Annotated in this window: 11 protein-coding genes and 1 pseudogene; 3 read left to right on the top strand and 9 right to left on the bottom strand. The window is 73.6% G+C overall.

Translation table 11 applies throughout. The features are described 5' to 3' along the window. Nucleotide 1 precedes the first annotated feature (1 nt). The 5 genes and pseudogenes from DI272_RS45160 to DI272_RS08615 all read right to left on the bottom strand — a co-directional run. Nucleotides 2-1,018 (bottom strand): annotated as a pseudogene (locus DI272_RS45160) (YbhN family protein); the annotation flags it as partial. Further along, nucleotides 1,015-2,124, bottom strand: coding sequence for a class I SAM-dependent methyltransferase (locus DI272_RS08600; protein WP_109494771.1), 1,110 nt, complete (start codon nt 2,122-2,124; stop codon nt 1,015-1,017). The pseudogene DI272_RS45160 and the gene DI272_RS08600, both read right to left, overlap by 4 nt. Next, nucleotides 2,121-3,323 (bottom strand): glycosyltransferase family 4 protein, encoded by a 1,203-nt coding sequence (locus tag DI272_RS08605; protein WP_258314870.1) that lies wholly within the window; start codon nt 3,321-3,323, stop codon nt 2,121-2,123. The genes DI272_RS08600 and DI272_RS08605 overlap by 4 nt, the downstream gene beginning before the upstream one ends. Before the next feature lie 47 nt (nt 3,324-3,370). Continuing rightward, on the bottom strand, nt 3,371-3,769 hold the full coding sequence (locus tag DI272_RS08610) for a 6-carboxytetrahydropterin synthase (RefSeq protein ID WP_079309409.1): 399 nt from the start codon (nt 3,767-3,769) through the stop codon (nt 3,371-3,373). Nucleotides 3,770-3,885: 116 nt separating this feature from the next. Beyond that, complete coding sequence (locus DI272_RS08615; protein ID WP_109494772.1) at nt 3,886-4,869, bottom strand: zinc-binding alcohol dehydrogenase; 984 nt, start codon at nt 4,867-4,869, stop codon at nt 3,886-3,888. A gap of 107 nt (nt 4,870-4,976) precedes the next feature. Here DI272_RS08615 and DI272_RS08620 point away from each other — a divergent pair, with 107 nt between their 5' ends. Next, the gene (locus tag DI272_RS08620; protein WP_109494773.1) at nt 4,977-5,741 is read left to right on the top strand and encodes a CDP-alcohol phosphatidyltransferase family protein; all 765 of its coding nucleotides are present in this window, start codon (nt 4,977-4,979) and stop codon (nt 5,739-5,741) included. 170 nt (nt 5,742-5,911) lie between these two features. Here DI272_RS08620 and DI272_RS08625 read toward each other — a convergent pair whose 3' ends face one another. The 4 genes from DI272_RS08625 to DI272_RS45965 are packed head-to-tail and all read right to left on the bottom strand — an operon-like array spanning nt 5,912 to nt 10,954. Further along, nucleotides 5,912-7,135: an MFS transporter gene (locus DI272_RS08625; RefSeq protein ID WP_181387126.1), complete on the bottom strand. Its 1,224-nt coding sequence runs from the start codon at nt 7,133-7,135 to the stop codon at nt 5,912-5,914. Next, nucleotides 7,132-8,916, bottom strand: coding sequence for an ABC transporter permease subunit (locus DI272_RS08630; RefSeq protein WP_109494775.1), 1,785 nt, complete (start codon nt 8,914-8,916; stop codon nt 7,132-7,134). The genes DI272_RS08625 and DI272_RS08630 overlap by 4 nt, the downstream gene beginning before the upstream one ends. Before the next feature lie 3 nt (nt 8,917-8,919). Beyond that, complete coding sequence (locus DI272_RS08635) at nt 8,920-10,410, bottom strand: ABC transporter substrate-binding protein (protein ID WP_109494776.1); 1,491 nt, start codon at nt 10,408-10,410, stop codon at nt 8,920-8,922. A gap of 7 nt (nt 10,411-10,417) precedes the next feature. Then, the gene (locus tag DI272_RS45965; RefSeq protein WP_109494777.1) at nt 10,418-10,954 is read right to left on the bottom strand and encodes a GNAT family N-acetyltransferase; all 537 of its coding nucleotides are present in this window, start codon (nt 10,952-10,954) and stop codon (nt 10,418-10,420) included. A gap of 178 nt (nt 10,955-11,132) precedes the next feature. Between DI272_RS45965 and DI272_RS08645 the strand changes: the two genes are divergently transcribed. Both DI272_RS08645 and DI272_RS08650 read left to right on the top strand, forming a co-directional pair. Continuing rightward, nucleotides 11,133-12,068, top strand: coding sequence for an ATP-binding protein (locus DI272_RS08645; RefSeq protein ID WP_109494778.1), 936 nt, complete (start codon nt 11,133-11,135; stop codon nt 12,066-12,068). A gap of 95 nt (nt 12,069-12,163) precedes the next feature. Continuing rightward, a complete protein-coding gene (locus tag DI272_RS08650) occupies nt 12,164-12,556 on the top strand; it encodes an SCO5389 family protein (RefSeq protein ID WP_109494779.1) in 393 nt (130 codons plus the stop codon). Nucleotides 12,557-12,565: the final 9 nt, after the last annotated feature.

Below are 12,565 nucleotides of genomic sequence, written 5' to 3' on the forward strand. Positions count from 1 at the left end.
CGCCCAGGCCGGCCGCGCCGAACGCCCAGGCGGTGACGCCCTCGCGGGGGCCCCAGCCGCCGACGTTCAGCGGCAGCCCCATGGCGAGCAGTGCCAGCACGGCGATCGGCATCAGCACGGCGACGGAGGCGGCGGCCCCGGCGACGCGCGCGGCGAGCACGAACATCGCGATGTGCCCGGCGAGGACGACGAGGGACGACAGGGCGACACCGGGTCCGTTCCGCCGGGACAGCAGCCCGTCGCGCATCTCCCGCAGCACCCGGCCGCACCGCGCGGGCACGCCGTTCATCCGCAGGGCGAGCAGAACGGCCAGCGCCCCCAGCACGGCGATCACCAGCAGCGGCGCGAAGTGCCGGCTCTGGGCCAGCACCGGCGACGGCATGGTCAGCAGGACGACGGCGCCGACCGCCGCCAACGCCAGTTGCCCGGCGACCCGTTCGAGGACGACGGCCCGCACACAGCGCCCGAGGTCCCGGGTGCTCTGACCGTGCCGCACCGCCCGGTGGACGTCGCCCAGGACGCCGCCGGGGAGCGCCGCGTTCAGGAAGAGGGCACGGTAGTAGGCAGCGACGGCGGGCCCGAGCGGCAGCCGGATGCCGAGGCCCTGGGCCACCAACTGCCAGCGCCAGGCGCTGAACACGGTGGTGACGACCCCGATCCCGACGGCGGCGATCAGCGTCCCGGCGTCGATCCGCCGCAGGCCGTCCAGGAAGACACCGGTGCCGAGCCGCCACAGCAGCACGGCGAGGATCAGCACACCGACGGCACTGCCGAGCTGGGTGCGCACGGCCGGTGACGCGAGACGGGCCACGGCCGTGCGCCACCAGGGGGTGTGGGGGGTGGCCGTGTCCGGTGACAGGGTGGCGGCGTCGGCAGGAACGTCCCTGCCCGGTGGTTCGGTTGGCCCGGCCGACATCCGTGTCCCGGCCTCGGTCCCGGACCCGGTTCCGGCCGACCGGTTCTTGCGCTCACCCGACGGCCCGTGCAGCACGTGGGCCCGTACCGTCTCCACGCTCATGCCGCCCCGCCCGTCGGCCGGGACAGCGCCAGCAGGTCGGTGTGGTGCACCAGGACGGTCAGCTCCCCCGCCTCGCAGGCCGCGAGCCGGTCACGGAGGTAGCGTCCGGCGCGTTCCGCGAGCTCCGGACGCTGCTCCACGGCCGCACCGACCCAGCCACGCAGCCACTGCGCGGTGAGCGCGGCCTCGGCGGGGCCGAGACGCCAGGGGCTGGGGTCCAGTCGTACCGTCGCCCCGCGCTCGGAGAAGGCCTCGCAGGCGGCGGTGACCGAGTCCGGGCCGAGGAGGCCGGAGCGGCGCTGGTGGGCGTTGAACGCCTCCGTGATCTCCGCGTCCATCGGGTCGGCCGGGGTGAGTTCGACGCGGCCGGCCACCGACAGGGTGAGCAGTGCCGGGCAGCCCGCCCCGGTGCAGGCCTCGGCGAGGGTGTCGATCTCCTCGCGGGTCAGGACGTCGAGGAGCGCGGAGGCGGTCACCAGGGAGGCACCGGCGAGGGCGTCCGGGGTGAGCCGGGCGACGTCGCCGCGCCGGGTCTCGACGGTGACACGGCTGCCGTCTGCGGCGGAGCGCGGGGAGGCGACGGCGGCGAAGTGCAGGAGGTACGGGTCGCGGTCGTGCAGGACCCAGTGCTGGGCGCCGTCGAGGCGGGGGGCGAGCCAGCGGCCCATGGAGCCGGTGCCGCAGCCCAGGTCGTGGATGACCAGGCCGGACTTGCCGGGCAGGTTCGCCAGCCGGATGCGCAGCGGGTCCAGCAGGTCCAGCGCTCGCGCGGCGGCGTCGGCCCCTTCGCGCAGCTCCAGCCACTCGGGGGCGTAGCGCGGCTGCTCCTCGGAGCCTTCCTCGCGCAGCCGCACGGTGGGGCGCTCGCCGGGGCGGGCGGCGACTCCGGCCGCGGGCCCGGCACCGGGGATCACGGACTCGGCGGACAGGCCCGGCACAGACGAAGCCACGGAGTCCGCGGACGGGTCCGGCACCGAAGAAGCCACCGAACCCACCGACGAATCCGACACGACAGTCACCTCCGAACCACCGTGGCCCGTCGCATCCCGAGGTCCCGGCTGTGCCGGAATCCTGCCGCTGCGCTCCGTGGTCGCCGTCTTCCTCATGCCGCCCTCCTGGGTTCGTTCGGCAGTCGGCCCAGTACTCCGGCCAGGCTGCGGGCCGTGGTCGCCCAGCCGTCCAGCGCGGCCCGTCGGCCCCGGGCCGCCGCCTTGAGCCGGCGTCGTACGTCCGCCTCGTTGAACCAGCCACGCAGCTCCGCGGCGAGGGCGGCGGGGTCCTCCGGCGGGACGAGGATGCCGGGCACTCCCCCGTCGGGGGCGCGTCCGACCGCCTCGGGCAGCCCGCCCACGTCGGTCGCGAGGACGGGGATGCCGCGGGCGAGGGCCTCGGTGACCGCCATGCCGTAGGTCTCGGCGTAGGAGGTGAGGACCATCAGGTCGGCGGCGGCGTAGCTGGCGTCGAGCTGGGCGCCGGCCTGCGGTCCGGCCAGCTCCAGCCGGTGCTCCAGGCCGTACTTACGGATCAGGGACCGCAGTTGACCGACGTACTCGGGGTCCTGGCCGAGCCCGCCGACGCACACGCAGCTCCACGGCAGGTCCCGGACCGTGGCGAGCGCCTCGACCAGGCGGTGCTGTCCCTTGCGGGGCGTGACCGCGGCCACGCACAACAGCCGTGAGACGCCGTCGGTTCCGGAGGCGAGCGGGGCGATGTCGGCACCGGGGGCGGCGACATGGACGCGGTCGGGGGCGAGGCCGTGGTGGGAGACGAGGCGGCGGACCGCCCAGTCACTGGTGGCGACGACCGCCGGGACCGCCCGCAGCACGGCGCGCTCCTTGGCGTCCAACTCGGCGGCCGACAGGGGGTCCAGGCCGGTCTCGTCGCCGAGCGGAAGGTGCACGAGGACGGCGAGCCGCAGGCGTTCCGCCTCGGGGACGACGATCTCGGGGACCCCGCAGGCGACCAGCCCGTCCAGCAGGACCACCGTGCCGTCCGTGAACTCCCGCAATGTACGGGCGAGTTCGTCTCGGCCCTCAGCACCCGGGCGGGGCCACTCGCCGGCCACGGCGTGCTTGTGGACCTGCCAGCCGAAGCCGGGCAGGTCCAGACTCACCCGCCGGTCATAGGCGTTGCCGCCGCTGGGGGCCGCCGGGTCGTCGACACCACCCGGCATGACGAAGTGCACGGAGCGCAGGGACATGGGGATGATGTCGGCATTCTTCAGGGTGGAGTGCTGCACGGGCACATAGCCGAGCGAGGTCTGCCGCGACGGCTTCTGCGGGGGCTGCTGCGAGGCCTTCTGCACATGCTGCTGCGCGGGCGCCGCGGGCGCCTTCTCCAAGGTCACGTCGGTCACAGCGCACGCTCGTAACTCGCCCACGCGACATGCGACTCGTGGAGCGTGACCCCGATGGCGGCGATTCCGCGGGCCCCTTCGCCGAGCGCGCCCTTCTCGATGCGCTCGGCGAGCCGGTCGGCGATGACCTTGGCGAGGAACTCCGTCGAGGTGTTGATGCCGGCGAAGTCGGGCTCGTTGTCGAGGTTCCGGTAGTTCAGTTCGGCGACGACGGCGCCGAGTTCCTGGGTGGCCAGTCCGATGTCGACGACGATGTTGTCGTCGTCCAGCTGTTCCCGGCGGAAGGTGGCGTCGACGAGGAACGTCGCTCCGTGCAGGCGCTGCGCGGGTCCGAAGACCTCGCCGCGGAAGCTGTGGGCGATCATGATGTGATCGCGGACGGTGACACTGAACAACGGACGACCCTCCAGGTGCGGCGCGTCTGATCCCCTCGGCCTGATCGCCGCCGGGATGCCGTGTAGTACGGCTCGTCGCTTCCCCGTGTTCAGCCGTCTCTCACTCTTTTCTCAGGTCAGGCGCTCTTGTCGTACCTGATGCGGTGACAAAGGGCCGGAATATCCCCCGCCGCGAGCCTGGGCATCACGTCCGGCAACTCCTCGAACACGCTTTCCCCCGTGATGAGCGCGTCGAGTGACGGGTCGGCGAGCAGTTCGAGGGCGAGGGCGAGCCGGTCGGCGTACGTGCGGCTGGAGCGGCGGGCCGGGGAGACGGTGCCGACCTGGCTGGAGCGGATGACGAGGCGACGGGAGTGGAAGGCCTCGCCGAGCGGGAGGCTGACCTGCCGGTCGCCGTACCAGCTCAGTTCGAGGACGGTGCCCTCGGCGGTGAGGAGTTCCAGCGCGCGGGCGAGCCCCTGTTCGGTGGCGCTGGCGTGCACGACGAGATCGCACTCCCCCAGCGCGTCCCGCGGCAGGGCGAAGTCGACGCCGAGCGCCCCGGCGGTCTTCGCGCGGGCCGGATCGGCGTCGACGAGCTGCACCCGTACGCCGGGGAAGCGGGCGAGGAGCGCGGCCACCGAGCAGCCCACCATCCCGCCGCCCACCACCGCGATCCGGTCCCCGATCAGCGGCGCGGCGTCCCAGAGGGCGTTGACGGCCGTCTCCACGGTACCGGCCAGGATCGCCCGCCCGGCGGGCACGGAGTCCGGTACGACGGTGACGGCGGCGGCCGGGACGACGTACCGCGTCTGATGCGGATAGAGGCAGAAGACCGTGCGCCCCACCAGTTCCGCCGGGCCCTCCTCCACCTCTCCGACGTTGAGGTAGCCGTACTTCACGGGGGCGGGGAACTCGCCCTCCTGGAAGGGTGCCCGCATGGCCGCGTGCTGGCTCGCCGGCACACCGCCCCGGAAGACGAGGGTCTCGGTGCCGCGGCTGACGCCTGACCACAGGGTGCGGACCAGTACCTCGTCCGGCGCCGGGACCGGAAGGGTGACCTCCCGTATCTCGCCGTCACCCGGGCTGCTGAGCCAGAACGCCCTCGCGGTGCGGTTCATCGGCATCCTCCTGAACGATCGGGAAGTGGTTCACGTACCGAGGTGTGCACAGGTCGCGCACAGTACGCGGCGTTGATCGACTCTGTCACACGGCCGGAGGATGTTCGGTGGCCCTGAACAACACTTACGACGCAAGGCTGGTACAGCAGGAGACCGCTGTCGGAGCGGGCGTACAGATCCTGTTGCTGGCTCTGCTCGGCACCGCGATCGGCATGGGGCCGGCGGGCTGGCTGACCGGCCTGGCCTTCGCCGTCGGCACCTGGGCGGTGCTCTCCCGGGCCCTGCACCGAACCCGTCCCCGCTCCTTCGGCCCCGCCAACCGGGTGACGCTCGGCCGCTCCATCCTGGTCGGCGGGGTGACCGCCCTGGTGGCCGACTCCTTCGAGAGCTCTCCGCCGGTGACGCTGTTCGTCGGCCTGACCGCGGTGGCGCTGATCCTCGACGGCGTGGACGGCAAGGTGGCCCGCCGCACCGGAACCTCCACCCCCCTGGGCGCGCGCTTCGACATGGAGGTCGACGCGTTCCTGATCCTGGTGCTCAGCGTGTACGTGTCGATGTCCCTGGGCCCGTGGGTGCTCCTCATCGGCGCCATGCGCTACGCCTTCGTCGCCGCGGCCCGCGTCTGGCCGTGGCTGAACGCCCCGCTGCCCCCGAGCACGGCCCGCAAGACGGTCGCCGCACTCCAGGGCGTGTTCCTGCTGCTCGCCGCTTCGGGTCTGCTGCCCCACGCCATGGAGTTCATGGTCGTCGCGACGGCGCTGGGGGCGCTGGTGTGGTCGTTCGGACGGGACGTGGTGTGGCTGTTCCGGACGTCCCGGGTCGAGGACGCGATCCCGACCGCCACGGAGCTGCCGGAGCTGGTCGCGTCCTGAACGGTGGCGGTTCATGTGCTGTTGGCGAACCGGTGGACGGTCGACGCGCGCGGCTTGGACCTCAGCCGTTGAGCCGTTGAGCCGTTGCATTGCGGCTCGGTCGGGCCGGGAGGGCGGATCGACGGGGTGCCGGCAACCACGGCCTCCGCCCTGACGTCCATACGGTGGACCTACCGGCGCGGCAGCAACCCGATCGCCGCCACCGGTACGGCCGCCAGCACCAGCCACGGAACGGCCGCCGGCAGCCCGGTGTCGAGCAGCGTGCCGGTCGCCGAGGTGCCGAGCAGGACGATGAGGCCGGACACCGAGGACAGCGCGCCGGTGTAGAGGCCGAGGCGGCCTGGCTCGACGAGGTCGGGGACCCAGGCGCGGGCGACGGGGGCGACGAGCATCTGGCCGAAGGTGAGCAGGACGACGAAGGCGGCCGCGGGCAACAGGCCCGCCGGTCCCGTCCGGTCGGCGGGGCGGGCCAGGGCCACGACGGCGAATCCGGCGGAGATCAGGCACAGTCCGGCGACCATCGAGCGGCGCAGCTCCAGCCGGTCGCCCACCCAGCGGGTGACCGGCAGTTGGGCGGTCACCACCAGCAGCGACGACAGGGCGAACAGCCAGGCCAGCGGCGCCTGGGAGCCGGTGACCCGCGCCACCTCCGCCGGGAGGGCGAGGTAGAGCTGGTTGTAGGCGAGCAGATAGGCGCCGTACGCGCAGCACAGCGCGAGAAAGCGCCGGTTGCGGAGCAACAGCCGCACACCGCCCTTGAGTCGGACGCGGTCCCGGCCGGGGATGTGCTGGGGCAGCAGCCACGCGTGCCCGGCCAGGACGAGGACGAAGACGGCGGCGCCCGCCATGCACACGGTCCGGAAGTCCACCGACAGCAGCAGCGCGCCGAGCAGCGGCCCGACGAACGCGCCCGCCTGCCCGGCCACCGTGAACAGCGCGAGAACCCGGGTGCGCGAACCACCGCCGCACTGCTCGTGGACGACGGCCTGCCGGGCGACCTCCGACTCGACCGCGGGCGAGAACAGCGCCGCGGCGAACCCGATCAGCAGCACGGCCCCGATGACCGACCAGGTCGCCTCCGCGTACCCGAGCCAGGCGAACCCGGCGATCCGCAGCGCGCAGCCCGTGAGGACGACGGGCCGGATGCCGTGGCGGTCGGCCAGCGCCCCACCGACCACGAACAGGCCCTGTTGGCTGAAGGTACGGAGCCCCAGCACGAATCCGACGAGCCAGCCCGCCATGCCCACCGCCTGCCCGAGGTGCTCGGAGAGAAAGGGCAGCACGGCGAAGAAGCCGACGTTGAAGGCGAGTTGGGTGAGGATCAGCAGCCGGAGGAGCGGAGTGAGGCGGGCCCGCCCAGGCGCCTTCCGCAGGCCGGTCGACAGCGCGCTCATCCGGCTCCCACCCATTCCTGTGGACGAGGCTGCTGTTGGGGCACCGCCACCGGCACCCGCCGTTTCCGCCGCGGCACCCGCACACCGCCCGCCGCGGTCACCGCGAGCGCGCCGAGCAGGGCGAGGGCCGCGGCCGGGGCGAGGACGGCCCAGGGGGCGCGCTCGGCGTAGGGCTGGTTCTCGGCGAGGAGCAAGCCCCATTCCGGGGCGGGAGGTTGGGCGCCCAGACCGAGGAAGGCGAGCGAGGCGAGAGCGAGGGCGACGCCCGGCAGCCGCAGCAGGGCGTGCCGGACGACGGGCGGCAGTACGGCGGGCAGGAGTTCGTGCCGGAGCAGATACCGGCGGCCCGCGCCCAGGCCGCGGGTGGCGGTGATGTGCAGGGCCGCCCGCTCCTGACGCAGCAGCGCGGAGGTGTGGGCCGCCAGGGGCGCCCAGGCGACGGCGCCGACGGCGAGGGCGGGGGTGGCCGGTCCGCCGCCGGCCACCGCGGTCACGAGGAGCGCGACCAGGACCGGCGGCAGGGCGACGATCGTGTCCACGAGGGCGCCCGACACGCGGGGCAGCAGCCCCAGCAGCACGCCGGTCAGCAGGGCGGCGACGCTGATCACGAGGGCGAGCAGCAGCGTGTCGAGGGCGCCGTGGCCGACGCGGGCGAGGACGTCCCGGCCGAGCGCATCGGTGCCGAACGGGTGCTGGAGGGAGGGTGCTTGGAGGCGCTCGCCGGTGTCGAGGGCGAGCGGGTCGCGGAGCAGCCCGAGGGCGATGACGAGCGCGAGGAGTCCGCCGTACGCGAGGGGCTGAAGGGTGGGTGCCGGTGGTTTCGGGCCATGCAGGGACGGCAGGGCGCCGTCGCGCAGGGCGGGGCCGATGAGGAGGCGGGTGGTGAGGGCGGCGAGTCCGGTGGCGGCGGCTGCGAGCAGGAGCAGGGCGAGGGTGCCGGCCTGGAGGACGGGGAGGTCCTGGGCGAGGGCGGCCTGGAGGGTGGTGCGGCCGAGGCCGGGGATGTCGAAGATCTGCTCCACCGCCACCGCGCCACCGGTCAGGCCGACCGCGAACAGGCCGGTGTTGGGGAGGAGTCCGGGCAGGCAGCGACGCACGGACTGGCGGGCGATGCCGCGGCCGGGCACTCCGCGGGCGGCGGCGGCCAGCGCCCAGGGTTCGGCGAAGGCGCCGGGCAGCAGGTCGTCGAGGAGCCGGCCGAGCACGGCTCCGGCGGGCAGACCGAGGGCGAGGGCGGGCAGGATCGTCCACCGCGGCCCGTACCAGCCGAGGGCGGGCAGCCAGCCGAGCTGGACGCCCACGACGGTGGCGAGGACGGAGGCGGTGAGGAACTCGGGGAGGGCCGCGAGGACGGCGGAACCGCCGCCGGCCCTGCGTCCGCCGAGTCGGCGGTGGGCGCCGAGCCACAGGGTGCGGGCGCAGATCAGCGCGGCGGTGACCGCGGCGACCGCGAGGGCCACCGCCATCAGCAGCAGGGACGCGCCGAGCGCCCGGAGCACGTCGGGCGTGACCGGGTCGCCGGAGATCCACGACCGCCCCGCGTCCCCACGCCACAGCCCGCCCAGCCACCCGCCGAGGAGGTGGAACGGGCCGTCCTCCAGGCCGAGTTGGGCCCGGATGTCGGCGAGCACCGCGGGGTCGGGGTCGCGTTCGGCGGACCGCGCCTTCAGCACGGTGAGCGCCGGGTCGGTGCGGGTCAGCCAGGGCAGCAGGCCGATCGCGCAGACGAGGGCGCCCGCGATCCCGGTCCGCCACAGCAGCGCGGCAGCTCGGTCGCGCATGCGTCAGCGCCGGGTGCCGATGCCGACGAGGGTGCGCTCGTACGGGTCGAGGAGCGCGCCGCGGACGGTGTCGCCGACGCCCGTGATGATCTGCTGGTGGACGAGGGGGACGACGGCGTCGGTGCCGAGTATCTCGGCCTCGGCGGCCATGGCCGCGTCCTGCCGTTCGTCGGTGTCGGTGACGGACTCGGCCCGCGCGACGGCCTTGTCGACGCCCCGGTCGCAGAGTTGGGCGATGTTGTAACCGCCGTCGCAGGTGTAGTCGGAGGCGAGGACCGAGACGGGGTCGCCGGTGTCGACGAGGGTGTTGCGGGCGAGGACGAAGGCGTCGAACTTCCCGTCCAGAGCGTCGGTTTCGAGCCGCGAGTACTCCCGCACCTCCAGGTCGACCGTGAACCCCGCCTTCTCCAACTGCTGCTTCAACACCTGCGCGACTTCGGGGAGTTCGGGCCGGTTGTCGTAGGTGGCGAGGGTGAGGGCGGTCCCGTCGGGATCGGCGGCCCGGGCCCGGCCGGTGGGTGCGGTGCGCTTGCCCTCGGCCCAGGTGACGGCGGGCCCGTAGATGCCGGTGCCGGCGTCCGCGTACCCCTCGTAGACGTCCTGGGCGAACACGGAGGTGTCCACGGCGGCGCGGGCGGCGGCCCTGAGTCCGGCGTTCTTGAACGCCCCCGACCCGGTGTTGAGCAGCAGGCTGGTGGTACGGGTCGTGGCGGTCGCCCTGCGCAGGCCCTTGTCGAGGGTGGCGGCCTGGGCGACGGGTATCGCCTCGGCGAGGTCGACCTGGCCGGTGCGCAGGGCGTTGGCGCGGGCGGCGCCGTCGGCGACGAACTTGACGTCGATCCCGGCGGCCTGGGCCCGGCCGCCCCAGTAGTCGGCGAAGCGGTCGAGGGTGGCGGCGGTGGCGCCCATGACCTTGGTCAGCTCGAAGGGGCCGGTGGCGTGGCCGGCCGGGTCGACGCCGTCGTCGCCGGTGTAGGCCTTGGCGGAGAGGACGGCGAGGCTCGGGCTGGACAGGCGCAGCGGCAGGACGGGGTCGGGGTCCTTGGTGGTGACGCGTACGCCCGTACCGCCGTCGGCCTGCGCGGTGAGGGTGACGCCGGCGAGGGCGGCCGGGGCGGGCCTGGCCTTGGTCGCGTGGGTGAGGGAGGCGGCAACCGCGGCCGGGGTGACCTCGGTGCCGTCCTGGAAGGTGGCCTCGCGCAGGGTGAACAGCCAGGTGCGGTCGTTCTCGCGGCGCCAGGACGAGGCGAGGGCGGGGGCGGCGGCGCCGTTGGCGTCGAGGGCGGTCAGTCCCTCGGTGACGCCGAGCCGGCTGAGGATGGTGGCGTCGGCTCCGTAGGGCGAGAGGTTCTCCGCGGGCGGGAAGGCGAGGGCGGCCCGCAGCCGGGAGCCGTCGCCCTCGTCGTCGGTCGAGCCGTCGCCGCCCTCGGAGGCGAAGCAGCCCGTCAGGACGGGGGCGAGCAGGAGCGCGGAGAGCAGTCGGAGGCGGCGCATCGGCCGGTCACCGTCCCATCGGGAGTTCGAAGTGCAGGACACCGTTGCCGCCGTCCGGGTCGTCGCGCTCGTCGTGCACGAGCTTGCCGAGCGACCGCCAGAAGGCCTCGGCGCCGGGGACGAACGGGTCGGTGTGCAGATATACGGCGCGGTAGGCGCCGTCGGCCGCGGCGAACGCCAGCAGTTCGGCTACCAGCCGCCGGGCGAGGCCGCGGCGCCGGTGCTCGGGGCGGACGTAGACCCGGCGCACCTGAGCGGTCTGCCCGGAGGGGTAGCGCTCGGCGACGTGGCGGGGGTTCGGCGGGTGGGCGGGGCCGCGCGCGTCGAGGGCGGCGGTGCCGACGATCTCGCCGCCGTCCGGGTCGATCGCGACGAGGAGGGTGTGGCGCGACGGGGCCAGGTAGGCGGCGGCCGGGTCGATGATGTCGCCGTGCCAGCGGGGCACGTACCCGGTGCCGAAGTCGCGGTAGACGGTGTCGAGCATGACGGCTCGCGCGCCGTCGAGGTCGTCCGGGCCCGCGGCCCTGATGCTGTAGTCACGCACTTGCACATCATATGCATTAAGCGAAGCCAGGTGATCACCACCCCGGTTCGGCCTTGATTGCCACCCTTCGCGGCCTCGGTCGTCGCCCGATTTGACAGTGATCGTCGGCACCCCTAAAACCTACCGACATGACATCCATTTTCAAAAACGCCTTAGGTGTCCGAGTGAGGTGCCGCTGATGCGCATCGCCTTCGTCGGCAAGGGCGGCAGCGGCAAGACGACCTTGTCGGCGCTCTTCTCCCGCCACCTCGCCCGGACCGGCGCACCGGTCCTGGCGGTGGACGGAGACATCAACCAGCACCTGGCCGAGGCGCTGGGCCACACCGGCCCGCCCCTGGACGCACCTCCCCTGGGCGCACATCTGGCCGCCCTCAAGAACTACCTGCGCGGCACCAACCCGCGCATCGCCTCCGCCGACGCGATGATCAAGACGACCCCGCCGGGCCGGGGCTCGCGCCTGCTGTCACTGCTCGGCGACGACGAGATCCACGCCCGGCACGTCCGGCACGTGGGCGGCGTACCGCTGATGGTGACCGGCGAGTTCGACGAGAGCGACCTCGGCGTGGCGTGCTACCACTCCAAGCTCGGCGCGGTGGAGCTCTATCTCAACCACCTGGTCGACGGCCCCGGCGAGTATGTCGTCGTCGACATGACGGCCGGCGCGGACGCGTTCGCGTCGGGCCTGTTCACCCGCTTCGACCTGACCTTCCTGGTGGCCGAACCCACCCGGAAGGGCGTCTCGGTCTACCGCCAGTACCGCGACCACGCCCGGGAGTTCGGCATCCGCGTCGCCGTCGTCGGCAACAAGGTGACCGGCGAGGACGACCTGCTCTTCCTCAAGGAGGAGGTGGGCGACGACCTCCTGACCCACCTCATCCAGTCCCCCTACGTCCGCGCCGCCGAACAGGGCCGCAGCCGGGGCGAGTTGGAACCCCACAACCACCACGCCCTGAACGTCCTGCGCGAGACGGTCGACGCCCGCCCACGCGACTGGCCGACCCTGCACCGCCACGCGGTCGAGTTCCACCTCCGCAACACCCGCGCCTGGGCCGGCGCGGACCTGGCGGCCCAGGTGGACCCGGAGTTCGTACCGGGCCGCATCACCCAGCCCTGACCACCGTCCCCTGCCTCCCCTCTCACCTCGCCTCACCTCATCGCACCTCGTCTCAAAGCACCTCATCTCATCGCACAGACAGGACCAGCACCCCCATGTCTCTCGACGTCTCCCCTCAGCTCCTCGCCGAAGCCGAACAGGGCGCCGTCCGCGAGGAGGACTTCGTGGCCACCGTCCGCACGTCCCTCCCCTACGCCTACGACCTCATCGCGTCCCTCGCCACCGAACTCAGGTCCGGCACGGCCGACTTCACCGACAACCAGACCCCTCCCCCGTCCGAGAAGGAGCGCGGCCAACTCCTCCGCGCCCTCGCCAGCGACGCCATCCGCGGCAGCCTGGAACGCCACTTCGACGTGACCCTGGCCTTCCAGAACTGCCACCGGGTGGCGGCGTTCCGCCCGGGCGCGGAGACCGGCGAGACGTACGCCCGCTTCACGTCCCTGCGGTCGCAGATCCTGAACCAGTCGCCGGAGTTCAGGGACTGCTGACACCGGCGC

The sequence above is a fragment of the Streptomyces sp. Act143 genome (assembly GCF_003143935.1).
Classification (GTDB): domain Bacteria; phylum Actinomycetota; class Actinomycetes; order Streptomycetales; family Streptomycetaceae; genus Streptomyces.

Coding starts and splice junctions, on each gene's coding strand:
- DI272_RS08600 (WP_109494771.1), bottom strand. CDS start 2,124: ATGAGGAAGACGGCGACCACGGAGCGCAGCGGCAGGATTCCGGCACAG.
- DI272_RS08615 (WP_109494772.1), bottom strand. CDS start 4,869: ATGAACCGCACCGCGAGGGCGTTCTGGCTCAGCAGCCCGGGTGACGGC.
- DI272_RS08625 (WP_181387126.1), bottom strand. CDS start 7,135: ATGAGCGCGCTGTCGACCGGCCTGCGGAAGGCGCCTGGGCGGGCCCGC.
- DI272_RS08630 (WP_109494775.1), bottom strand. CDS start 8,916: ATGCGCGACCGAGCTGCCGCGCTGCTGTGGCGGACCGGGATCGCGGGC.
- DI272_RS08635 (WP_109494776.1), bottom strand. CDS start 10,410: ATGCGCCGCCTCCGACTGCTCTCCGCGCTCCTGCTCGCCCCCGTCCTG.
- DI272_RS08645 (WP_109494778.1), top strand. CDS start 11,133: ATGCGCATCGCCTTCGTCGGCAAGGGCGGCAGCGGCAAGACGACCTTG.
- DI272_RS08650 (WP_109494779.1), top strand. CDS start 12,164: ATGTCTCTCGACGTCTCCCCTCAGCTCCTCGCCGAAGCCGAACAGGGC.